Below are 24,207 nucleotides of genomic sequence, written 5' to 3'. Positions count from 1 at the left end.
CCCGCTCACCCGTCGGCGCGACCCGCCGCGTCCGCGCCCAGCCCCACCGGGCCAGCACGCCAGTACCGCAAGCCGGACAACAGATCTCACCCGCCACCAGACGGGCCTCGACGCAAACCTGATCGACCTCTACCGTGACCATCAGTGCCTCTCGCACTACGCACGGCATCCCCGGCAGGCCCGCCAAGACCATCCGCCGGGATGTCGTGCACCAACAGTGCTCGTCACCCTGACGGTGCAGACGATTCCCGATCAATCCCCCCAAGGTGCCGACCACCCCATCGGCAACCTCAATGACGCCTCGCGCCACCGTGATCGGCATCCCCAATGACGCTCAACACACGCCCCATCGTGGACCGACCACTCAACCCGTCCGAGATCCCGGTCCGCTACATCAAGGTCCCCCGCCGACGTTGGTGGTAGGCGCCTCTCGCATCACGCCAGCCGTATGTCGGGGCGTAGTAGGCCGAGTTGGCCCATCCCTCTTCGACGACCAAGTCGATGATGTGCTGGGCGATTGGTCGTGTTGACTCGATCCTGACATCCATTCGGAAACTTTCGGCGCCGACAGAACGGCGCGCGATCATGCCGTACTCAATACAAAGGATGCGGCTCGTCGCTATCGTTGAAGCGGAAACCGGGGACGCCCTGTGCGTCGTCGCAGCTTGTGCGCGAGGGGGCTGGGGTGTCAGCAGGAACGTCGTCGGGCTTGTTGGACAAGGTGCGAGCGCAATCGGTGTTCAAGCACCAGATCCTCGACAGTTACATCACACCCTTCGTGAGGATGACGGGGAGTCGACCACAGGCCGGAATCCGTCTTGGGGAACAGAACCGAGTTGTCCTCCTTGACGGGTTCGCCGGCCGCGGTCGGTACCCAGACGGCAAGCCCGCCTCGGCTGAGTACATGCTCCTGGCGGCGCAGAAGGCGAGGAGCACGCTGTCGGTTGAAGTCGTTCTCGTTGAGAAGTATCGCCCGTCGTACGAAAACCTCACGCAGGTGACTGCCGAGTACTGTGCCCGTGGAGTAGTTGCTGACGCCCACCATGGACAGGTCGAGCAACATCTCGACGATGTGGTGAATCGGGCGGCAGGCGTGCCGTTGTTCCTATTCCTTGACCCCTGTGGCCGCAACGTCCCTTTTGAGGTGCTGGTTCAGGCACTGAGAAAGCGTCGGTCCAAGTGGCCACCGACGGAGGCGCTGTTGAACATCAGTGCTGATCTGACCCGTCGAGCCGCAGGTGTTGCCATAAAGGAAGAGCTGAGCAGTCATGCGGTGCTCGGACATGTCGACACGATGTGCGGCGGGGATTGGTGGCGTCAGCGGGCAATGGAAGCGCGTGTTGCCTCCGGGGAGGAGTCCTGGGAGGCGGCCGCTGAAGCAGTCGTTCAGGGGTACGCCACACTGCTTGGTACGACAGCTCAAATGCATTCGGTTGTCGTTCCAGTTCGGCGACAACAGCATCATCAGCCGATCTACCACTTAGTGTTTCTGACCAGGAGTGATTACGGGCTATGGGTCTTCGGCGATGCTGTGGCTACAGCACGGCAGAAATGGCTCGAAGTCCTCGGGCCCTCTGACTCGGAGCGAGCCGAGATGCTCTTCGATGTCGGTGTCGACTACCAGATCAGAACCGAGCAGGAGGCCGGGCTGCAGGCGATCAAGGCAAATCTTCTTAATCTGGCCGATCATCACAACCGTGCGCAGCTGGTCCAACATACGACGGAAGTGTTCGGATCCTATTACGGTGTGGCGCAGGAGAAGCTGGTTCGTAGAGCTGCGCGCGAACTCGACAAGCAGGGGCTGATCACCCTTGACGCGACCGCGAACCAGTTGCGCAACTGGGTGATCGGACCTAGGCAATAACCGTAGACATGGCTGGCATGCTGTCCCAGAGTCGGCCGTCGAGTTCCCGGCCCATCGCTTTCGGTGTCCGCCCGCCCCACTGCTTGAAGAAGAACGGCACGTTGGCCTCATCGCAGGCGTCGCGAATACCACGCACCCACACCGGATCTACCGGGCGGTGACCCACGCCGGACTCACCGCCAGCGATCACCCACCCGATGCCATCGAGCACCAGCCCATCAAGTGAGCCAAGCAGGGGCTCGCACGACAAGAACCGTACGGCCGCGGGCACACTTCTCAGATGGTCGACTCGATCCAGATAATCGGCGTTCTCGACCGAAACCCCCATCCAGACGTTGCGAGGCCACTCCAATTGCTCGGCAAGGCGTTTCAACCGCAGCGATCGTTTGGTGAGCACCTGATAGGTGTGCTGAGGAGTCTCCCTCATCACGTCGAATACGTCGCGGATGAAGCTGATCGGTACCTTCGCATGGAATAGGTCGGACATGCTGTTGACGAACACCACGCGGGGGCTACGCCAGCGCAGCGGAATATCAAGCGCTGCTGGGTGGATCGTGACTCCGAAGCCTGGTCCGGAAGTGCGAGGATCGCCATCGTTCTGATACTTGTCCGCGCCCATCGACTTCAGTCGCTTCGCCAGAGTCATCGCGTAGCAGTGGTCACACCCGAGTGAGACGCGATCGCACCCGGTGACTGGGTTCCATGTCGCCTCGGTCCATTCGATACTCGACTTGTCCGCCATGACACCTCCCTCTCGAATTGGTCTTGACAGTACCTTCGTAACGACGCTGTGTAGTGGTTGACCGCGATCTCGAAGTGCGACGACGGCACCTGACGCCTGTGACCCCAACGAGGTCCCGACAAATTGCCCACCAGCCGAGTCATTCGAAATTGTGTTCGAGTTTTGAGAGTAGTCCACCCTGGCCCATTTCCGCTGATGGATAGCGGTTTTCCGATTGCCGTTGACAGAATCTCATCGTGTTGAGTAGTCGCGATCGACCGTAGTGAACTCGTCCGGGGCGCTGTCGGTCCGCGCCAGGACTGCTACCGGAAGACCATTGAGCAGCTGAAGTTGACCAGCCTTCACGCCATGGGGATTCCTTCGTGCAAGTGGCGGAATGATGAGACGTCATCGTAGACCGATCGACGCTGGCTATCTCAATCGAACTCGGGTGATTCGATCTTGAACTCGTCCGGGTAAAGCCTCAGAGGACTAGGCGGGTGATCTTCCGATATCGGCAGCAGCGGGTAGTCCGACGGGCGAAGTTGTCGGGGGCGGTAACTCCCGCCGAAGACGAGCATGACTGATCCGCCTACGCCGTTCTGTCCTCGTGTCGGGTTGGCGCGTCGACCTGCATTGAGCAGTTCACGGATGTCCCGTCCGTCGTTCCCCACAATGATCGTGCCATCATGAAAGAACTGCACGAAGGTGCCATTGTCAGCGCCGACGGTTGCAGCTAGCTCATGCGTGAGTGCGGGATTGGTCGCGATCTCGAAGTCAGGGCGTTGCTGGCCGCGCGTTGGCCCTGGCACATCGAGCTGTTCACCAATTCTGATTCGAACCATTTCGCCGAGCGCGGTGGGTCGTTCCCGGTGCCCGACTATCCATAGATGTGTTGTCGACCAGATCTTGACGCGGCCGTCGTGGAACAGGGAAACCCGGTCCCCGTGAGCGTTGCCGATCAGGTGCTTTTTGTTGTTACTGGACACCACTGCCGCCACGGAAGAGTTCGGCTGTTTCGGCGGGCCAAAAATGCTGTGGGCCTGGCCAAGCCTGGCAGATCATCTCGGTGAGGTGCGCGGACCGATTGAAGATGTCGGCTTCGGTCCAAGCATCTGGATGTGCATCGAGCAGTTCCTTGTTCAGGACCAGAACGCTGAACTTGCTCAGAAGCGAGTGCTTACCCATGCCCGCCTCTTTGCCAGTTGGAGCCACTTGCATTGCCTGCTCGTCGGTCCATGGACGGTGCGACAGCGACCCGTTGAGCTTCTGGGTGACCAAGGTTAGGTTGCCGAGCGTGTTGACCAACCGGTCGCGAGCACCTGCGGCCTTGTCGTCGAGGGGTGGTTGGCCATCCCAGAACTTGCGCCAGGCTTTTGGCATCACGTGTTCAATCTGCAACGCATTGTCGATGCTGATTCTTTCGTGACGTTCTGTGCGGAGCAGGTGTTCGACGCCTTCGAGGACGACCCGCAACCTTGCTTGTCGGATATTGCCGTACATGCGAAGACCGGGAAGTGCTTGCCGAAGCTCCTCATCGGTTGGCCAGCGCCTAGTCTCCGCCGTCTGCGCTGAAAGGTAGCGCGACACTAGGGTGCCAACTTCTTGGGGCGGAACTCCCTCGACGATGCCGAGAGTGGAGACCATCAGGCGGTTGACGTCGCTGCTGGTGTAGCGAAGTAGGGTCCGGCGAATCACCCAGCTCTCCAACGCAGTGAGCGCCAGCTCGACTTGTTCGTCGGGAATACGGTGATTGTCGGAGAGCAACCACATCAGAAGTGGCGTGGTGGCGGCGAGTTCGAACTCTTGGATGACCCGCCGATAGAACTGGCCGACCACGGTCGAGGTCGGCATCTCGGCCAACGACCGAAACTGCTCTGCGTCACGCTGCAGCTGAGTGAGCAGTTCCTCGGCAGACTCCACGGTGGCCATCTGCGTATCGACGTACTCGGTGAAGCGACGGAACGTCTCATCGACCAAGATCTCGTCGCGAGTCCGCATCGTCAACCAATATTGCAAGAACACGTCAATCCGCGAACGCAGGTGCCGCCCCTGCGCAATCTCTTCACGCCACCAGTCGTCATCGAATTCCAGCCAGAACCGGTCCGGCCATGTATTCACATCGGCGTGCAACTGCTCGCCCCGTTGGAAGATCCAGTTCTTGATCAGGTCAGCTTTGAGCAGTGGAGTGCCACGGTCGTTGAGCGTCTCGAAGATCAGCTGATCGTCGTCATGGCCAGACAGGTTTATCGCTACGACGAGAAGACGAAATTGCAGGACATCCGTGAGTGCCTGTACCCGCTCGGACTGCGTCCCCACCAGGTCTTGGTCACTGTCATCGCGCACGCCAGCGATCCAGATGTGGATCTCGTTGCTGAAGAAGCGATGTGCTTCGACGACGCGGTGATCGTCATAGGCGCCGACGTCCGCACCGGACATGACCGCAGAGAAAGCATCACGATCCGAGCGGGACGGGCGCAGCTTGAATTGCTCGGGCTTGTTGCGAAACCTCTTGGCGGAGTTGACAGTCAACTCCGCCAGTGCCTCACCCTCGTCCTCGTACCCCAGATCCGCCAGCACCTTCTGCGCCGCATCAAGTAGCACCTGCAGCGTCGTCGTTCGCTGCTGGCCGTCGATCACCGAATGCCGTGTGACATCACCAGTGCTGGCGGGCTTCGACTTGAAGACGATCGCACCGAGGAAATGCCCGCTAATCGCATCCAAGGCGTCTTGGTCATCACCTGCGACCAAGACCTTATCGACTACGCGAAGCACGTCCTGCCACAACGGTGCCCACTGATCCTCCTCCGACCACACGTAAGGTCGCTGAAAGACCGGTATCTCGTAGTGAACCGCACTGTCGAACAACGCTTTTGGTGCTAGCGCATCCGCTTTCATCAGGCCGAACTCCTCATCCCAACCATGCCCACCGGGTGTGCCCAGCATAGGACGATGACCGGGCCCCCTGAGGGACATCGTGTGGAGATATACAGGCGGTCCGGTGGGCTGGCTCGGCTCAGCCTGACGGAGGACGGTCTCGCAGAACTTGTACTCGCAGCAAACGACACCAGCCGGGCACTCGTCGTTATATCGCTGATGCTGATGACGTGCTTTCCGAAATCGCGCAGCGTCTGCACCAGTGAGGTGAAGTCGCTGTTGCCTGTCAACAGCACGAAGATTCCGATGCCCGCGGGGGCGATCAGGGTCTCCGTGGCGTCGACCGCCAGCCGCATGTCCACAGCGTTCTTGTGGCTGCCCGACGGGAACCGGCCGAGCTGGATTAGGTCGATGCCGTTCTCACGTATACCCGCTCGCACTGCCCAATCGCTCATCGCGCCAATCCGCATACGCCCGACGGACCGACGCGTTGCCGAACCCTCGACAAAGCAATCGCAAAGTAGATGACGGCATCGCCTTGTCACCCAGTCCGTTTCGATTAGCCCGGAGCACAAGGTTCTCGAAGTCCAGGAAGACGGCAACAGCGTCGTTCGTCACGTCCGTACCTCGCCAAATCACGCCTCATGGTCCGCCCCCAGGCTGGTGGTGTTGATCCCTGAGTGTAGTTCGCGGAGAGTGCGTCACGGAGCCTGTCGGATCGCGTCATCACCGGCTGGCCTGGCTACATTTTGCCAGTACAGAATTCGCTGGCGAGAGAGACTGTATGGCCGAAGGTGGCCGAATTGACTGTGCCCGATAGTCTGCTCTGGAGTCGGCCGAGCGGGCTGAGTAGTGCGCGGAGGGGTGGTACCACGTGGCGGATGAGACCAACATTCTCGATCAGCTGATCGGCCAAGTCGGGGACGACTCTCTCCGAAGCCGACTGGCCCGCGAGGTCGAGCTGCTACGCGGTTCGCGCCGCTTTGGACTGGTCTTCGACCGTCATCTGCCCGAGTCCGTACGATTGGCCGACTACCCAATCCGTAAGGGAATCCGAGTAACCCTCCGAGACGAATCCACCATCGCGACATGGACTGTCCTCGGGTTCACCAACAACACCCGCGCGGTCGCGATCCTCGACGGAGATGGCGGCGAGCGGCCCGTGAACGATCTCGTGGTGGTCCGCGAGTTCGGTGAACCGATCTATCCGGGCTTGGCATCCGTTGAAAGGATCCAACGCGGCCCTGCCGAGGCTCCGTGGCACATCGTCATCAACGGCGAGAACTTCCACGCCCTCCAGGCACTTCGCTCGACCCACCGCGCCAAGGTCGACCTGATCTACATTGACCCGCCATACAACACAGGTAACGACGGCTGGATATACAACGACCGGTATGTCGACCAAAACGACCGCGCCAAATCCTCGAAGTGGCTGTCATTCCTGGAACGTCGGCTTCTCATCGCCCGTGACCTTCTGAAGCCGACCGGCGTAATAATTGCAGCCATCGGCGACGACGAACACCATCGTCTCCGAATGCTTTTTGATCAGGTATTTGAGCCTCAGAACTTCCTTTCAGATGTGGTTTGGCAAGGCGGCCGAAAGAATGATTCCCGCTATGTTTCAAATGGTGCCGATTACATGCTCGTCTACGCTCGAGACGAGTCCTCCCTAGCCGCAGCTGGAGTGCGGTGGTTCGACAGAAAGCCGGGAGTGGACGATGCGCTCGCAGCAGCCGAGCGGGCGTGGGCGGAGTCGGGACATGACTACCAATTGGCAACGACCAACTTCCGTTCCTGGCTCCGCGAAAATAAATCAAAACTTGCAGACGGCGTCGCTCGCTATAACGCAATAGATTCATCTGGCCGCGTCTACTTTGCCGGCGACCTAAGTAGCCCAAATCCGCGCGAGAATCTGCGGTACAGCGTGCCCCATCCCATTACCGATGTTCCGGTAAAGATGCATCCCAATGGATGGCGATACAGTCCGGAGGTTATGGGCCGACTAATTTCCGAAGACCGAGTTTTGTTCGGCGCGGACCACTCCGCAACTGCATATTTCAAGCGCTATCTCGACGAACAGACCGAGGAAACAGTAAGCTCGGTTTTCGAGCGAGACAGGCGAGCGTCGAGGGCGCATCTGAAATCAATTCTTGGGGAAGTCAGATTTCCGAACCCAAAGGATCACGAAGTCCTCATGCGCTGGATTGGAATCGCAGCGCCCTCAAATGCCGTTATCGTCGACTTTTTCGCCGGTTCGGGGACAACCGCGGAGGCTGTCATGTGTCTGAACGACGAGGACGGGGGCACTCGCCAGTCGATTGTCGTGACCAATAACGAGGTGGGCGCTAAGGAAGCGAAGGGCCTGCGCGCGGCCGGGCACCACCCGGGCGACCGGGAGTGGGAGGCGAAAGGCGTCTTTGAGCACGTCTGCCGCCCTCGCATCTCCACGGTAGCGACCGGCAAGCGCCCCGACGGTTCGTCGTACTCCGACGGCTTAGCGGCGAACGTTGAGTTCTTCAACTTGACCTACCTCGACCCAGGCCGGGTGCGGCGCGGCTCGGAGTATGCGGCAGTTGCTCCGCTGATGTGGCTCGAAGGCGGCGCACAGGGTGACCGGATCGCGGCAATACCCGAGGATGGTTGGGCGCTGACTGAGTCGTACGGCGTGCTGTTCTCGGTCGACGCTCTGAAGCCGTTTGCTTCTGCGGTCGCTGAGGCAGCCACGACTACTGCGGTGCCGCAGGTTTTGTTCGTCATCACCGACTCCCCAGCGGAGTACCAGGCAGCTGTAGAGCAACTCCCGGTCGGCATCGACACGGTGCAGCTGTATACGGACTACTTGTCGAATTACACCATCAACATCGATGGGGGAGCCCGGTGAAGTTCACGCTCGAGGACTACCAGAGTAGGGCCGTCGATGGAGTCATGTCATCCCTCGCGAAAGCCCGCGCCGGCTATGTCGAGGACGGTGAACTGACCGCGGTCGGATTGACGGCACCGACTGGCGCAGGCAAGACGGTGATCGCCACCGCGGTCCTCGAAGATCTATACTTCGGCACACCGACTCGCGAGCCGAATCCCGACCTGACGGTGCTGTGGCTGACGGATGATCGGGCGCTGAACGCCCAGACGATCGGCAAGATACTACAGGCGTCTGGCGGCCGGATCGATGCCAACCGGGTGCGGTTTCTCAGTGAGACCGATGAGCGGACGCTCGAACCCGGCTACATCTACTTCGTGCACATCCAGGCGCTGCAGAAGAATTCGACCCTGCATGCGGTGCGGGCAGACGGCACCAAGAATGACAAGCGCACCTTCGGCGCCTGGGACATGATCGCCAATACGATCAAGGACCGGGGTGCAGACTTCCTCGTCATCTGGGACGAAGCGCACCGCGGATCAGGCACTACCAAGACAGAGCGAAAGTCCATCGCGGGAACCATCGTTAGCGGCGGCCTGACCAACATCGGCACTGTTCAGCCAGCCGCCCCGGTAGTGCTTGGAATCTCTGCAACACCGGACCGGTTCCAGTCGGCAATGTCGGCCGCAGGGCGGACAATTCGGCTGGCTGAGGTACCGCCAGGCGATGTCAGGGAGTCAGGTCTACTCAAAGACCGAATTCTACTTCGAAACATTGCAGAATCGCAGTCGGCAGACAACACGATGCTCGGTCTCGCGGTTCAGGATTTGAAGGCAGCCGACCACGCCTGGCGCACTCATCATCAGAATACGGGCGACCGGTTGGTGGAGCCGCTGCTGGTGGTACAGGTTGAACCAAAAGTGACCCAGTCGCGATTGGCCGAGATTCTCTCCGTCGTCGAAACGACCTGGCCAGAGCTCACGGACTATGCCGTCGCCCATGCGTTCGGCGACCCTCACGGACCGCTGAAGGTCGGCGACCGACAGGTGCGCTACCTGCCACCGGAGGCAATTTCCGCCGACGATCGGGCTCGCGTGATCCTGTTCAAGTCGGCTTTAACGACCGGCTGGGATTGTCCACGCGCCGAGGTGCTGGTGTCCTTCCAGGGAAAGGAGTCCTACACCGAGATCGCCCAGCTGATCGGTCGACTGGTTCGGACACCGCTCGCGAAACGTGTCGATGGAGGCGACGATCGCCTCAACGAGGTCGTTGCGTACCTTCCGGGCTTCAGAACCGAGCACGTTGTCCGCGTCGTCAACGCGCTCACCGAGGACGAGAACGTCAAGGTCGAGATAATGATCACGCCCGAAATCTGTGGTCGCTCCACGAAGGTTCCGGGCACACTCTTTGACCTGCTCGACACGCTTCCGTCCTTCACGCGTCCGAAAGCAACGTTCTCGACCCGAACAGCGCAGTTGATGCGTCTGGCAGCGGCTCTCAACGAGCATGGCCTCGTGCCGAGCGCGTCCAGCAAGGCCCGTGCTTGGGTCGTTGACCAGATGCGGGCCGCTGACAGTCAGCGCAAAGAGGAGATCGACGCCAAGGTCAAGGACATCCTGGCACTGACCGTCGGCACTACGGTGGTCAACTATGGCGCGGCGATCATGCTCAGCGTCGGAGAAGAGGAAGCGCCTACCTCCGAGCGGGACCTGGATGGCTATTACAACCGAGCTGTGCGACTGCTTCCAGATGGTTCGGCAGCCTGGTATTACAACGACCTGTGTGACCGGGATTACGACGAAGTAGACGCGGGTGTACGGGTCACAGCTATGGCGCAGCTTGGATTCAAGAGCCTCGTGGAGGAGCAGGCGGCCGAACTGATCGAAGCTTGGCGCGACCAGCATCGCTCGGCCGTATCGCGCATGCCGCGGCCGGTGCGTGATCTGATAGAGCCTCTGTGGTACCTCGGCACCTCACCGATGCACCCGACCACCGTCGAAGCTCGCGAGGCCTATCCGGCATCGACCGAGAAGATCAAAGGCAACACGACTGAGACGGTCAGGACGTACACGGACCACCTCTATGTGATCCCAGAAGGCAGGCCCAACGCTGGCCGATTCCCAGTCGACACTTCGCGATCGTCGTGGGAGGAAGCCGTGCTGGAGGCGGAACTCGACGCCAAGACGGTTGTCGGGTGGTATCGGAACCCGTCGTCAGGGCGCAACGCACTCGCCGTTCCCTACGAATTCGGGGACAAGCACCAACTCATGCACCCCGACTTCTTGTTCTGGCATGACGACGGCGACAGCGACTATGTCATGGATATCGTCGACCCGCATCGACACGATCTTGCTGACACGTCTGCCAAATGGGCGGCGCTGGCCCGGTATGCACAGGACCACTGCGACCGAGTTCGACGATGCCTTGCGGTCATCAAGGTTGGTGACAAGCTGCGGGCGCTGGACCTCACCGCCAACGACATTGCAGACAAAATTGGTGTTGCCACCAACAAGAGCCTGGTCGAGGCAGTATTTGAGGGTGAGGGGATGGACTACCCATAATCTGGTCACGGCTGGGACGCGTTTTCACTGCTGAGGCGGTTGGGTGAACGTGTCCATGCTGGCCAGGCTGCCGTTCCAGCGCTTCGGCCTTGCTCGGTCTGGCTGGTGAACCCGCTGCTGCTTGGGTGTTTACGCCACACCAATTCTGTTGCACTGCAATGCATTCGGCCGGATTCTGCCGAAGATTTAGTAGCCGTGGACTTCACCACCACATTGGCGCAGGTGAAGCCTGTTACTCCGGTTCGCAACAACGAGTCTGAGGTCAAGTGTGGTTGAGATGAGGTTGTCAGTGCCCGCGGTGACGCACCGAACCGAAGCCTGCTGCGATCGGCGCAACCGGTGGGACAGCCATAACAATCGGAAGACCAGGGCACCCAACTAGCAGAATTCGAACGAATGGCGGCGAACTCCGCGCCAGGGGCGACCGCGGTGCACACGCACGCGCTGATCGGATCGGGCTATTCGCTGTGCTCATTTAGTTCTCCGGGTCTGTTGTGAAGCCTGTTCAAGCAGGTTTAGTTCGCAAGCAAGAGCTCTCCCCCGCACTTGCTGGATCAGTACCTCGCTGGATTCCTCTCATCGAAGCCACGACTCCATATGGCGACCTATCGAAGCGCCCTGGCCGTTCCGCAAATGCGATCCCAGGCTGGTCGAATTATGCGCGATTCCGGTGAAGAATGCCGTATAGGCGCCGGGTAGTCGCAGATCACGGGCCACACATAGGGAGGGTGATACCCCTTAGATCGGACGCCCCCTTTTCATCTCGGTACTCGTCGAGAATGCAGACGTTCACCCAACACCGCGACGAGCCCACAACGACGGCTCGAAGCCAGATTGTTTCCCAGGCCCACACTGGGTCATCGGGCATATAGTACGTTCGCGGACATATAGTCGCCGAAGTGGCTGGGGCGAAACCGGCGAACAAGAGTTGGCGGTTCGCCCAGAAAGCGATACTGGTCCGGCTCCAGAAACGGGCTCACAGAGTGGGGGTCCACACTCGGTCAGCTTCTACGAAATGAATTTCGTCGCGCGGCACAGCCAATTAGGTTGGTGTGCCGACTGGGAGCCATCGAAAACTCCAGTTGACGGGAACCACGCACGGAGTACTGGCGCAAACGCGGGTCGTTTCGGTCTCGCCCGCTATGACTCGGCCTGTAACTCAATGGCCTGTATCAGGCCATTGGAAGTAGACTTTATCGCCCCGTCGATGCATACCCATAAGATTTTCAGTCATATGGGCAGCCTAAAGGCTCGGTGCCTATAGCACCCACTATGAGAAAACGCCTACCTTCTACATTCGGCCTGACCTGGACTTTCGTTTCGCACAGGCATCTGCATAGCTCGTCCGGTAGCCCAGAGGCTCCATCGAGGACAAAACGACCAGCGCGTGTCAGCGGAACCAGTCATTGCTCGCGAACGACGGGTCCGCAAAACCAGCAGTAAGGCAACCGGGTATCGGGGTACTTGAGGTAGAGGTCGTAGCTCGCTCGGGTTCGGGAGCCGATACCGTCGACGTGGTGGGGCTCGATTAGGTACTCGACCGCGACGGGAACGATCGTCGTCGCGTGCCATGTGGTGAGAAGCTCGTCGTCGGTGTCGTAGACGTCGATCCAGGACATCGTGCCATTCGGCAACACCGCTCCGATGGGCTCGAACCGTTGGGTGAACGCTGCACCTCGGCTGAGCACGAGCGTGTACCGGTTCGGCCGGTATCCGAGGTATTCGGGCATCGGCGGTGCTCCTATCCGAGGAGGAACCAGGGCCACCAATGGTTGGTGCCGCAGTTGGTGGCGCTGATGAATGGTGGTGGGGCTCCGTAGCCGGGGCCGTTGCCGCCGCCGTCGAGGCCGCGGCTCCAGTAGTAGGGGTGGCCGGGTTGAGTTCCCCAGGGCTGGTTGATGACCCAGCGGGCGACGGTGGCGAGTTTGTAGCCGCTGAGGCCGATGTAGTTGGTGAGGAATCCGACGCCGTAGATGTCGCCTTGGCGGGCGTTGATGGTGGGGATGTCGAAGCGGTATTGGGTGGAGGCGGCGTTGAGGACGGTTTTGATGTCGCCGCTGTCCCAGATCAGTATCAGGTCACCGCTGTTGGGGTCGAGGCTGTAGATGGCGACGAAAGCGTTGTTGACGAACGACCATCCGGCCGGGCCGATGATGAGCCCGACTTGCCGGTATTCACGGTCACGGATGGCGCGGATCATCCCGATTTCGATTGCGCCGGTGGCGGGTTGGTAGAACGGTGGTTCGTTGAGTACGCCGTTGCTGTCGGGTTGGCGGGCGAGCAGGGCGAGGGGGAAGGTGGTGTCGTCGGTGGCGGTGAGGTTGGCCCACAGTGGGATGTCGGTGGGGATTTCGTCGTAGGTGGGTCGTTGTTGGATGGGTTGGCGGACTTCGCGGCGGTGGGTGTCTTGTGCGCCGGTGAACGCTCCGATGACTCCGGAGCGGATGGCGGCTTTGGCGTCTTCGGGTGTTTGGTCTTGGTAACGCCGGAACGCCCCGAGGTTCCAGGAACCCTCGGGGGTCGGCTTGTTCGGTGTGGTCACCGGTCGTGGTCACAGTTCGTTTTCGAGCCATGCCGGAATCGCCGGGGTATCAGGTGGTTCCACGCCGGGCACATGTTGGCGCAGCTGGGAGGTGACCTCATCGCTGTGGCGCAGCAGCTGCCGGATCAACCGCAGCGCGTCACGGAAACGTTCACCGTCGCTGCGGGATTGGCGTTCGAGCTCGGTGACGCGGGTACGGAGTTTGCGGAGCTCCCCGGCTTGGCGGGCGGTCACGGCACCGATCACCGTGGCGACCGCTACGCCGAGGGCTTGGATGAGGTCGGCGGTCAGCCATTCCATCGGTTACTGCTTGCGGTGACGCCCGGCAGACGGGTCGGTGTCGAGGCGTTCGAGGACGGTCTGGATCTTGTCCTGGATCTCGCCGAGCTCGGCGGTGACGCCGTCAATCTTGTCGTGTGCGGACGCGACCGAGTCGACCATCGACTTGCCGTCGAGCTGGGTCCATCCGGTGGGGGTCAGGTCGGGGCCGGGCTGGTGGCGGGAGTCGGGTCCGGCGAGTTGGTCGACGACCCAGGAGGCGTGTAGGTCGATGCTGGCCAGTAGTTCGGCGACGGTGACTTCGTTGCCGTCTTTGTTGGTGATCATGTCGGTGAGTTGCATGTCGGGTTCCTTCCTGAACAGGTGAGCGAGCTGGTCTCGCCCACCGCGGATGGCGTTGACGTCGATGAGTTGGCCGCCGATGGTGGCGGTGGAGGAGAACTGGAGGATGGCGATGTCTTTGCCGCCCATTGGTTTCCATCCGGGGTGGTCGTCTCCGGGGTAGAGCTGGGCGGGGGTTCCGGTGCCGTTGACGTAGGAGGAGTTCCAGATCGGCACCGGCAATTCGGTGAGGTCGGGTGAGCCCATGTGGTCGCGCCAGTACCAGCGCGGCAAATAGATCGGCAACAACTTGAAGCCTCGTGCGGTCAAGGCGTCGACGCGGGCGAGGAGGTCTTCGATACTGGGTGTGCCTTTGAGGTCTTCGTAGTCGATCTGGATCGGCACGTCGGTATCGCCGACGTAGGTAAGGGCGGCGTCGGCTTCGACTGTCTGCGCGGTGTCGAGGCGGCAGTAGATGTAGCCGCCCCAGAACTGGAAGTGGGTGGCCATCTGTTCGCGGGCTCGGGGCCACAACGGATCCGGCCAGTTGCCTTCGCAGATTTTGTGGGTGGCGAAGCTCATACCTCCGGCCGCCGCGAGCGCGAAGTCGAATGTGTTCTGGTGGTTGCTGACATCGATACCGAATTCCGTCATTGCGATTCCTTCCGGTGATGGAGGCGCCGCGCCGGAGGGCAGCGGCGGGATCGAGGACCACAGAGCCAGCTGAACGGCACTCGGCACGTATCCGAATCGGGCTGGTGCACAGGATTTTTCGATGCCGCGTCAGGTGTGCTGGTAGCGCGACAGGATCACTGGGCGGGCTTTGCCGAAGTGGCGTTCGATGGCCAATACTCGGTCGCGTTCGTCGGGGGTGGCGCGGCGCAGGTAGGCCAGGACGGCTTTGACGCCACGGCGGGTCGGATCGAACAGCGGCGGTGGATCGTTGGACGCCAATGCCTCGTTAGATACTGCGGTGGTGACCGGCAGCATCGGGGCGGGCGGCTCGTCTGCGACCGTGCCGGTCAACCCGAGCGCGGCCGCCAGTTGCTGCCGTTGGCGCAGTGGGAGTTCGGCAACGAACTGTCGGATGTCGAAAACGTCTTCGGGGTCGGGATCATCGATGTCGGCCCAGGTGCCGGGCGAAGCCAGCCAGTGTGGGTCACCCGCACGCGGTGGCCGGTATTTGATGACCGGATCTTCGACGGGGCGTGCGCCACAGTCCCATAACCGGCGTGAGACCTGCCGCAGGTGCTGGATCGGCAGCAGTAGCGGCGCGCCTTTCAATCCGGGTAGTCCGACGAGCATCCAGAGGAAGGCTTCTTCGGGGTCGGTGGGGTCGCAGTTGTCTCGGGTAGGGAACTGTCCGTCGGAAGACACCGGTACATCACCCGACCTCGGTTCGCTGCGGATGTGTGGACCCCTGCCATTCGATGGGGGCGATCGATCCCAACGCCACCGCGCCGCGACTTGTTCGGCACCGCGAGAGCCGGAGTCACCCTGATTTCCTGTAATGCCCAGTGGCGGACGATTGGCGACGGCGGCAAATAAGGTCGGTCAAGGGGCCAGCCAAGGTAGTCAGTGACCGGCCCATCGTGACCGCATGCCTCCATCACCGGACCAGTCGACGGGGCGAACACCGCCGTCGACACCAGCGCTCGATGTGAACGCTTTAGTAGGCTCTGCGGGTGCACATCGTCGAGATAAAGCTCGAGGGCATTCGCGGATTTCCCTCCGGCAGAAGCGCAGCCTCGCTCGCTTTCGCGCGGAAGGACGGCACCCTGCCGCGCTGGATCGTTATCGCGGGTCGTAACGGTTCTGGAAAATCGACGTTTCTGCAGGCAATCGCGCTGGCGATTGCGGGACCGTCCGTAGCTAGGCTTCTGGCCGAGACTTTCCGGGGCTGGATTCGCGATGGTGAATCGCAAGCCCGTGCCGCAGTGAAGCTTCGCTTTGGCGACGAGGACGGATTCGCCGCCGGCCGCAAACCCACCTTCGATCCGTGGGCTGCGATGGAATGGGAGCGGGCCGACGGACCCGAACCGACTGTGACGAGGGCCGTGGTCGGGGGGAACTGGACGCCCGCGCGTGGCCCCTGGGCCGAGAATCCGCGTGGGTGGTTCACCGCAGGATATGGGCCCTTCCGGCGGCTGTCTCCCGCACCGACTGAGGCGCAACGGCTGATGATGTCGCCTGGCCGCCCGGCCGCTCTGGCAAGTCTGTTTCGCGAGGATGCGTCGCTGTCGGAATCGGTTGTGTGGCTTCAGCAGATCTATCTCCGTCGCCTTGAAGGGCGCCCGGAGGCGGAGGCCACTGAACAACTCGTCCTGAAACTGCTGGACGACGGATTGCTGCCTGAGGGAATGCGCGTCGAGAAGGTCGATTCGGAGGGGCTATGGGTGCGCACCCCCGAGGGTCGGGCCCTTGCGCTGGCGTCACTCAGCGACGGCTATCGGACTGTCGCCGGCCTGGTCCTCGATCTGATCAAGCAGCTGGTGTCGGCCTTCGATTCTGTCGCAATAGACGAGGGTCCGGACGGGCATGTCAGAGTGCTGCACGAGGGGGTGGTCCTGATCGATGAAATCGATGTCCACCTGCATATCGAATGGCAGAAACGAATCGGGTTCTGGCTGAAGGATCATTTCCCGAAGATGCAGTTTCTCGTTACAACGCATAGTCCCTTCATCTGCCAGGCTGCCGATGAGGGCGGACTGGTCCGCCTGTCGCCTGCATGGGAGGACGACTCGGGGGCGGAGATACTCAAGGGTGAGGACTTCAACCGGGTCGTGAACGGTAGTGTCGACGAAGCCGTGCTGACCGATCTGTTCGGATTGGACAGTGTGCTGTCCGAATCGGCACGCGATTCGCGGCAGCAGCTGGCCGTGATCGAAGCGGCCGCGCTGACGCGTGAACTGACGCCTGGGGAGCGGGAGACTCTCGACGAGTTGCGGTCCAAGGTGCCCACCAGTCAGTCCGACCGCGCGATACAGCTGCTTATGATGCATGAACGGCGCAACGACAGGTGATCCTTATTACCCGTGACGAATTGTCGTCGCGAACGAAGCGTACCCTGCGTGGCCGACAAGAGCGGGTCGATGCCGCGGCCGATCCGGTCAAGGCGGCGACAGCTTCCTGGCGCAGTTTTGCAGGAAATGCCCGAGAGGAAGTTCTGCGCGTTCTGCGAGACATGTGCTCGGGTCTGGAGCGTTGTATGTACTGTGAGGACAGCCAGGGCACTGATATCGATCATTTTCGCCCGAAGGCGACCTATCCCGAGTCGTCTTTCACGTGGGAGAACTATATTCTCGCGTGCTCGCGCTGCAACAGCAACCACAAACGGAACCGCTTCCCCGTGCGCGAGGGTCGGGAACTTCTGATCAATCCGACTAGCACCGACCCGTTCCGCCACCTAGCGCTCTCGCTGACCACGGGCTTCTATGTCGGCCTCGACGACATCGGCGAGACATCCATCGACGTATACGGACTGAATCGCGATGTCTGTGTCCGCGGACGCCGAACCGCGTGGATCGCTCTGTGCGCACTAATCCGGGACTACGAGAAATCCGCCGCGACGTCCCGCACGGAAATCCTGGAAACCTGCGCGCGATTCCCTTTCCAGGGCGTCCGATACTGGCTGGCCAAGGTACTTGCTATAGGAGACCGGACCCGGACGGTCCCCGAAGACGTGCGGGAAATTGTCGAGAAATACCGCGAATTACTACCATAGGGTTGTTCAATCGGTCCTAGATCAGCCAATTAAGAGATAGAACCTAGACCGCATAAAGGCTCTGACGCCCACTGCAAACGCACTGTAGCGGCCGCATACCGTTCATTGGTCAGTCGCGGCTTGGGTATGGGGAGTTGTTCGCGGTTGGATCAGATTGAAGACTGGTCAGCACACAGTGGTCGTAGGCGATCGGATGATGCTGTCAGGCAAGCACTCCGAGTTCGTGGACGCCTGAGACGAGGTCGGTGACGATGTCGAGGGTGCGTTGGCCGCGGTCGCGGTTGTTGGTGGGGTCGCCGATGATGGGTTTCCATTCGGGAAATTGGTCGCGGTCCCAGGCGAGGGTGAGTTCGCGGACGCGGTCGATGCGGATGGTGTAGGTGTCATCGCCGGGGGCGGTGGCGCCGACGCGGTCGCCGAGGAACCAGTGCCCGGTCTCGCCGATGACGTAGGGTGCGCCGTCGCGGACAGTGATTTCGTGGGAGAACCAGGATCTGGTGTCGTGGAAGCCTTTACGTAGGGCCATCATCGCGGCGATTGTGTAGGCACGGCCGGGTGAGTCGGCCATGTACTCGAAGAACCGGGACCAGCCTGAGTTGCGTTCTCGTGCCGCTGATTTGACTGCGTGCCAGGCGAGCAGTGTTCCTTGGTAGAGGGGGCGGAGCATGGCGTCGGTGGCTCCGCCGACTGGTGGGACGCCGATCATGGCGGCGACGAGGTCGCCGGCCATTTGGACTCCGGCGGAGATGGTTTCGTCGGCATGTTCGGGTTATGGGTGCCCCACCCCAGCTGTGGGGTGGGGCACCCACAACCCCCGGCATCGAGGACCCTCCGGTCACGACTTGCACTGCGGTGGAAGCGGTCTCGGTGAACTTGGAGGTTTCGATACCGGTGTCGGGGCCGTCGAAGTACACCGCGAACGGCGTGCTCACCTGCGTGCGGCGCATTCCGGGGATCAGGTAGTCGGCGGGAATGACCGGGTCAGTGATGGGTTCTTCGATGCTGTCGATGAAGTCTTCGCTGAACTTGGCGACAGTGCGCGCGAGGCCGTCGAAGGGGTTGCCTCCGTTGCTGGTGTCGCTGTAATAGCCCGAGGTGTTGATGATGTCGATGACGAGGACCCCGTGGCGCAGTTGGGGTGCTCCGGGCCATGGGGGTGGGTCGCCTTCGAGCCAGCGGCGGCACCGTACTGATAGTTCTGCGTCTTCGAGGATGTCGCGGGCCATGTCGTGCCAGTACTTGAACCGCGAATGCGGTGTCGCCCACAGGGTTCCGGCGGCGAGGTCTTCGGCGAAGCTGGTCGGGGCGACGACGACCGACCACTGCGACATGTCCAGTCCGACCGCACCCAGCCAGGAGGCCGGATCTAGGGGATCGTCGGGTAGCTGCCAGCCGTGCTGCTGCACCTGCTCACGCAAAACGTTCAAAAACAGCGGCAGTTTCAACGCCCACCGTGCTGGACCGGGGACGGGGCCGAAGGATCTGGGGATCTGGACTGAGGCGTCGAAGAAGGGGTTTGACCAGATCAGGTAGTGCTTGAGGTGCTGAAAATCGTGGACGAACCGCAGCGTGAGGACTTGGGTGCCGTCGGCGCGTCGTTCGATGGAGTGGTCGTGTAGGCGTCCGGACCAGCGGGCACCGGTCTTGTCGCAGGTGATGTGGATGTTGCGGCCTTCACCGGCCTCGACGCGGGCGCGGGTGCGCCACACCCATTTCGCGAGTGGGTCATCGAGGGGTATTTCGAGCAGGGCGGTGCCGGTGTCGTTGTCGACCCAGGTGAACTCGGCGCGGTATTCCGAGCACACGACCCCGGCCAACCGCCAGTGCCCGTCCCACAGCCGCACCAGCGGCCGCGACTGGCGTTCGAGGTCGTCGGCGCGTTCCGCGGCGAGGGTGGCTTCCCAGATGGCCTCGCACTGCTGCGCGAGGCTCATGGCGTCGAGGTCGACGCTCACCGCAGCCCCCACGCCCGGCTCCACAACCGCGGCTGACGCAACTCAGCCCGCGCACCACCGGCCGGGGCGTCTTCGACGCTGATCGGCAGCAAGGTGGGTGGGGTGCGTGGCGGGATGCGGTGCATGAAGTGCAGCCCGCCGAGGCGGCCGACGAGGTTGGTGCCGCCCAGGTCTCGCACGTACAGCCGTGCGGGGTCCAGGTCGATGCGGGCTCCGCCTTCGCGATCGCCGAGCATCGGCAGGGTGATCATGCGGTTGGCGTAGGGCCCGGCGGGTGCGCGCCGGTACTTCTTGCCGCGCCAGGACACGTCCGGGACCCGCCAGCGCCCGCGGGTGAGCACCCACTTCTGCGCCATCTCGACATCGGTGGGGTTGGAGACCTCGATGAACCCTTCGCTCGTCCCTTCCCCGGTTTCCCAGGAGGTGACCTTGATGGGTTCTTCCCACATCGGCTGCGCGGCCGTAACGGCCATCGGCACCACCGATTTCCGAAGCAGGTGCGGGTCACGCTCGGATTCGAACTCGATGCTCTTATCCAGGGCCAGCCAGAGCCAGCGGGTGGAGCGGTCGGTGCTGATCTGCATTTTCGTCAGCGTGGCGTCGGGATCCCAGGCATCGAGTTCGTAGTCCCAGGCGTTGCGCCACGCCGAATCGCGTTGCTCCCATTCCTCGGGATCGGTGCCATGGATGTTCACCGCGAAGGTGATATCCCGCTTGAGATAGCGTTTGCCCTGATACGTCGCGCCACGCTGATAGACCGACGACTTGTAGCTGGTGGTGACCGGGGCGTCGTTGATGCCCTTGGGGCTGGTGGCCAGGGTGATAACGTCACGGTCGGCCTCAGGGCCGTTGATGATCCAGTGCGAGTCGTCGACCCCGAAGACCTCGACCATTACTGAATCCGGGTGCACCACAACCGATGTCACCTCCTGGCCGTGTGCTGCAGCGCGCGCAGGTCCGCAATCTGCAAGGCGCGCCGGTACCCTTCGTCCACGTCGCGGGTCTGCACGGTGATGTGGGTGGAGTTGTCGATGTTCGATACCGGCGCCGCGGCCGGGGTGAGGGTCGGTGCAGGTGGCGGCGCGACCTGGTTCATCAGCGACTGGTAGTCGGCGGCCCCCGCTGTGCGGGCGGCCTTGGTGGCCTCGAACACCTCATAAGCACGCTGGTAGTCCTCCAGCGCACGGACCCGATCCGAATTCAGCAGGTTCGGAGCGCCGATCACCGACAGCGCGTCATCGACCTGGCTATCGAGGAAGCTCTTGCCAGCGCTGGCGAACGCATCGGAAGCTTTCTGCCCCAGCGATTCCCACGTATCCAGTCCCAGGCCCTTGCGGGCAGGGTCCGCCAATCCCGGCTGTTGTTGGCCCGGCACCGGGAGGGCGAGGGAGTCGATGAGTTCACGGAACCAACGCCATTCCTCGTTGGTGAGGACGGCTTCGGGCTTGCCCGAGGTGTTCCAACCCAGCGTGCCGGGCTCCCACATGCCGCCGGTGTCGTAGCCGTGGCCGTGGCCCCACATCTGCGAGAGGTCCATGCCGTAGCGGGATTTGTAGTAGCGCAGCGCGGCGACCATGTTCGCCAACGGATCGCGGCGGTCATCGGGAAGCGATGGGTCTCGGTGTGCGGCAAAGGTTCCCGGAATGATCTGCAACAACCCGACGCCTGCGGATTCCCCGGTGCCGTTGATATCGACGATCTGCTGGGCGATATCGGGGTTGCCACCGGATTCGGACTGGATCTGGGAGAGCATGATGTCGACTTGGCCGGGATCGAATCCCTCCCTCTTGAGCGCTTCGATCGCCATCGCCCGCCACCGCTGCACACTTTCTCCAGGCGGCAGCGCGGGGATCGGTTCACCGGTCCCGGCGCGCAAGCTGGCGGAGTGCCCGGCGATGACCTGGGCGGCGGAGTCGGTGACTTGCTGCATCACCGCACGCGGTAGCTGCCCGATCCCGCCACCGAAGTCGGGGACGGCATCGGCCAGGGCCTGAACCGGAGTGAGGAACAGCTCCGCGATCTTGTCGCGTAATCCGCTGGTGACCGAGGCGAACCGGTCGCCCACCCAGTCGGCGACCGACCCGAACAGGCTGCCGCCGTCACGCAAGCGCGGCAGCTGCCCGGCGAGTGCGGAGCGACGTAGTCGCAGCATCGCGGCGTGGCCGCCGACCGCGTCGACTTCGGCGCCGGTCCAGACGTGCTCGTCACGAGACAGCAAGGCGGGCACCGAATCCGAGGTCCGCGATCCCGGCCCGGTAACTCTGCCCTCGGTCGTGGCCGGTCCACCGGTGGCACGCTTGGTGACCTGGATGAGTGGTACGTCTGTAGTCCATTCCGGCAGTACTGGGATGACCGTGCGGATGGCGTTCCAGGCGTTGCGGAAGCCGCCGTTCACGACGTGCTCGATGACGAAGTTGATGGGTGTGGCCATCTTCTCGCGCAGCCCGTCCCAGGTATCCCCGATACCAGTGACGATTTCCGACACCCGGGTGCGCAGGGAATCCAGGGAGTCACCGAAACCGGTGAGGCTCGATGCGCCGCCCGATAGCGCGCCGGGGAGGTGGTCGGCGAGCCATTCGCGGATCTTGTCGAATGCCTCGGGCACCTGGCTGAGTTTGTCGAGCAGGGTGAACAGTGCGCCCTGGAAGATGTTGATGCCGCTGATGTCTCGGATCAGGTCCAAGAACTCATACAGCTTCTCGGCGGCGCGTCCGATAAAGACGGCGAGGCTGGCGAGGTTGGTGACGGTGGTGCGGACGTCTTCCCAGAAATCCTTCATCGCTTGGCGGCCCTCGGGTGAGTTCAGCCAGGTGGAGAACCGGTCGAGGTTGCGCACCAGGGAATCGATCATCGACTCCCCCGACGGCTCGGCGGTGGTGATGAGCCCGGCCAGGGCTTTGCCGATCGATTTCGCCAGCTCCCAAACACGCCCAAGGGCGTCGAGGGAATCTTTGAGGAAGTCCCGGAATTTCTGCTGCCCGTCACTGCTTTCCGCCCAGGCCCGGAAGCTCGCCATGGACTCGGCGAAGCTCTTGCTCGCATCCGGTAGGAACTCCGAACCGACTCCAGCCAGCGACAACAGCCCCTGCACCAGGTCGTTGACGCCGTCGATCAGAGGGCCGATCGCGGCCTCGGCGTTGACGAAAATCTTGGCGAGCTTGTCCCCCGTCGCCGGGGTCGACAGGTCATCGAGGACACGACGCAAGCCAGCGTTGATCGCGGTCGCGATGCCCGCCAGACCGTCACGGACACGGCCCAGTTGGGCATCGGCGAGGTGGACGACCGAGTCTCCGAGCCCATCGAATAGTGGCTGTTGTACCGCCATCCGGAACCCGGTCCACGCTGTGCCGAGTCCGCGGATCTTGGTGACGAAATCTTGTGCGGACGGGGACAGTTTCGCCATCGCCCGCTCGAATGCCTGCGTGGCAGACGACATTTGCGAGGTAGCGTCCGTGACCGCCGTTTGGGCGTCGGCGAGTTGGGTTTCGGCGTCGGTGAGGCGTTCGCGCGCGGCCACGACTTCGTCGCTGCCCTCGATACCTTTGGCCTGGGCGTCGGCGAGTTGTTCGTCGATGTCCGCGCGCCGCGCCCGCGTCTCGAGCAGGGTCTGTTCGGCGTCGGCGATGCGCTGGTTGGCGCGCGCGTACTCAAGGGGATCGGTTGATTGCAGCTGCGCCAGATCGCGACGCGCTTCGGCGATCGACAACAGGGCGTCGCCTTCGTTGAGGGCGGCGCCGCGGGCTTGAAGTTCCAAGTCCCGCAACCGTTTCGACGCTTCGCCGTAGGCGTTGTTGAGTGCCTTACGGGCCGTCTCGACTGCTTTGGTGGCTTGCTGCTCACTGCGCTGGGCGGCGGCGATGGCCTTCGTGCGGGTTTCGGCGTCTTGGCCCGCGGTCTCCGACATCTGTTTCGCGGCGGCGAAGGCGTCCTTGACTCCCGAGACACCGACAGCGATGGTCGCGATCCCCGCTGCCGCGGCCGCCGCGGCAGCGGGCAGTAACCCGAGGGTGCCTGCGGCTTGCGCGGCGACCGCGACCAGCGGGAACAGCGACCCCAGGACCAGCCCGAGCAGCGCCACCTTCAGTGCGCCAGCGGCGGCCGATGCCAGGGTCATCGCTGAGCCGAGCCGTCCCATCGACATTCCGGCCGGTCCCGTCGCGCCACGCAGCTGCGCGAGTAGTTGCAGCAACAGCAACAGTTGGGATTGGTCGATCTCGATGCGGATGCGGATGACCCGGTTGCGGAACGGCGCGAGCGCAGTATTCAGGCGGGCGGCGAACCCGGTCAGATCCGGTTCCACCTGCACCTTCACGGTGAGGTTGCGCATCCGTGACAGCCGGGTCCGCAGCTCGGTGGTGAACCCGCCCAGATCCGGGACCACTTGTACACCGAAGGTGGCGCGGATGCGTTGCAGCTGGGTCCGCAGACTGGTGATGAAGTCCCGTGCCAGCTGCGGGACGACGCTCAGGCGGGCCGAGCCTGCGGAATAGGACTGCGCCACAG

The 24,207-nt window shown here is 62.3% G+C and carries 17 protein-coding genes and 1 pseudogene; 5 read left to right on the top strand and 13 right to left on the bottom strand.

Going from position 1 to position 24,207, the window contains the following annotated elements; all coding sequences use genetic code 11:
- Nucleotides 1–736 precede the first annotated feature (736 nt).
- Nucleotides 737–1,864, top strand: a complete 1,128-nt coding sequence (gene tcmP / locus NA5_RS24540; RefSeq protein WP_245672374.1) for a three-Cys-motif partner protein TcmP — start codon at nt 737–739, stop codon at nt 1,862–1,864.
- Here tcmP and NA5_RS24535 read toward each other — a convergent pair.
- The 4 genes from NA5_RS24535 to NA5_RS43275 form a co-directional block, all read right to left on the bottom strand.
- Nucleotides 1,854–2,606, bottom strand: coding sequence for a DUF5131 family protein (locus NA5_RS24535; protein ID WP_062989990.1), 753 nt, complete (start codon nt 2,604–2,606; stop codon nt 1,854–1,856). The two genes, tcmP and NA5_RS24535, sit on opposite strands and share 11 nt — an antisense overlap.
- 416 nt (nt 2,607–3,022) lie before the next feature.
- Nucleotides 3,023–3,574: a hypothetical protein gene (locus tag NA5_RS24530; protein WP_157110614.1), complete on the bottom strand. Its 552-nt coding sequence runs from the start codon at nt 3,572–3,574 to the stop codon at nt 3,023–3,025.
- Nucleotides 3,564–5,483 carry a DUF262 domain-containing protein gene (locus NA5_RS24525; protein ID WP_062989986.1) on the bottom strand — a complete coding sequence of 640 codons (1,920 nt, stop codon included), beginning with the start codon at nt 5,481–5,483 and terminating at the stop codon, nt 3,564–3,566. The genes NA5_RS24530 and NA5_RS24525 overlap by 11 nt, the downstream gene beginning before the upstream one ends.
- Nucleotides 5,483–5,917: an NYN domain-containing protein gene (locus NA5_RS43275; protein WP_169811356.1), complete on the bottom strand. Its 435-nt coding sequence runs from the start codon at nt 5,915–5,917 to the stop codon at nt 5,483–5,485. The genes NA5_RS24525 and NA5_RS43275 overlap by 1 nt, the downstream gene beginning before the upstream one ends.
- A 419-nt stretch (nt 5,918–6,336) precedes the next feature.
- On the opposite strand from NA5_RS43275, the gene NA5_RS24515 reads away from it, so the two are divergent.
- Nucleotides 6,337–8,343, top strand: a complete 2,007-nt coding sequence (locus NA5_RS24515) for a site-specific DNA-methyltransferase (RefSeq protein WP_062989982.1) — start codon at nt 6,337–6,339, stop codon at nt 8,341–8,343.
- Nucleotides 8,340–10,883, top strand: coding sequence for a DEAD/DEAH box helicase (locus NA5_RS24510; RefSeq protein ID WP_062989980.1), 2,544 nt, complete (start codon nt 8,340–8,342; stop codon nt 10,881–10,883). Before NA5_RS24515 ends, NA5_RS24510 begins: the two co-directional genes overlap by 4 nt.
- A gap of 1,403 nt (nt 10,884–12,286) precedes the next feature.
- Here the strand turns inward: NA5_RS24510 and NA5_RS24505 are convergent.
- From NA5_RS24505 to NA5_RS38855, 5 genes are all read right to left on the bottom strand, one after another.
- Nucleotides 12,287–12,613, bottom strand: coding sequence for an LtfC-like domain-containing protein (locus tag NA5_RS24505; RefSeq protein WP_062989978.1), 327 nt, complete (start codon nt 12,611–12,613; stop codon nt 12,287–12,289).
- An 11-nt stretch (nt 12,614–12,624) separates the two neighbouring features.
- On the bottom strand, nt 12,625–13,425 hold the full coding sequence (locus tag NA5_RS24500) for a hypothetical protein (protein WP_062989976.1): 801 nt from the start codon (nt 13,423–13,425) through the stop codon (nt 12,625–12,627).
- Between the two features lie 9 nt (nt 13,426–13,434).
- Complete coding sequence (locus tag NA5_RS24495; protein WP_062989973.1) at nt 13,435–13,725, bottom strand: hypothetical protein; 291 nt, start codon at nt 13,723–13,725, stop codon at nt 13,435–13,437.
- A gap of 3 nt (nt 13,726–13,728) precedes the next feature.
- Nucleotides 13,729–14,679: a glycoside hydrolase family 25 protein gene (locus NA5_RS24490; protein WP_063813553.1), complete on the bottom strand. Its 951-nt coding sequence runs from the start codon at nt 14,677–14,679 to the stop codon at nt 13,729–13,731.
- Nucleotides 14,680–14,808: 129 nt separating this feature from the next.
- Nucleotides 14,809–15,402: a phage gene 29 protein family protein gene (locus NA5_RS38855; protein WP_157110613.1), complete on the bottom strand. Its 594-nt coding sequence runs from the start codon at nt 15,400–15,402 to the stop codon at nt 14,809–14,811.
- A gap of 308 nt (nt 15,403–15,710) precedes the next feature.
- On the opposite strand from NA5_RS38855, the gene NA5_RS24480 reads away from it, so the two are divergent.
- On the top strand, nt 15,711–17,048 hold the full coding sequence (locus tag NA5_RS24480; protein ID WP_062989971.1) for an AAA family ATPase: 1,338 nt from the start codon (nt 15,711–15,713) through the stop codon (nt 17,046–17,048).
- Nucleotides 17,045–17,749, top strand: a complete 705-nt coding sequence (locus NA5_RS24475; RefSeq protein ID WP_157110612.1) for an HNH endonuclease — start codon at nt 17,045–17,047, stop codon at nt 17,747–17,749. The genes NA5_RS24480 and NA5_RS24475 overlap by 4 nt, the downstream gene beginning before the upstream one ends.
- 202 nt (nt 17,750–17,951) lie before the next feature.
- On the opposite strand, the gene NA5_RS43515 is transcribed toward NA5_RS24475, so the two are convergent.
- The 4 genes and pseudogenes from NA5_RS43515 to NA5_RS24455 form a co-directional block, all read right to left on the bottom strand.
- Nucleotides 17,952–18,455, bottom strand: a complete 504-nt coding sequence (locus NA5_RS43515; RefSeq protein WP_443093746.1) for a Gp37-like protein — start codon at nt 18,453–18,455, stop codon at nt 17,952–17,954.
- A 124-nt stretch (nt 18,456–18,579) separates the two neighbouring features.
- Nucleotides 18,580–19,683: pseudogene (locus NA5_RS24465) on the bottom strand (Gp37-like protein); the annotation flags it as partial.
- Nucleotides 19,684–19,700: 17 nt separating this feature from the next.
- Entirely contained in the window at nt 19,701–20,630 is a 930-nt protein-coding gene (locus NA5_RS24460) for a hypothetical protein (RefSeq protein WP_157110609.1), read from the bottom strand.
- Nucleotides 20,627–24,205, bottom strand: a complete 3,579-nt coding sequence (locus NA5_RS24455; protein ID WP_062989961.1) for a transglycosylase SLT domain-containing protein — start codon at nt 24,203–24,205, stop codon at nt 20,627–20,629. The genes NA5_RS24460 and NA5_RS24455 overlap by 4 nt, the downstream gene beginning before the upstream one ends.
- Between the last annotated feature and the right edge of the window lie 2 nt (nt 24,206–24,207).

The sequence above is a fragment of the Nocardia anaemiae NBRC 100462 genome (genome assembly GCF_001612725.1).
Taxonomy (GTDB): Bacteria; Actinomycetota; Actinomycetes; order Mycobacteriales; family Mycobacteriaceae; genus Nocardia; species Nocardia anaemiae.
Note: the sequence above shows the minus strand (reverse complement) of the source record. Positions and strands in the feature narration are given on the sequence as shown.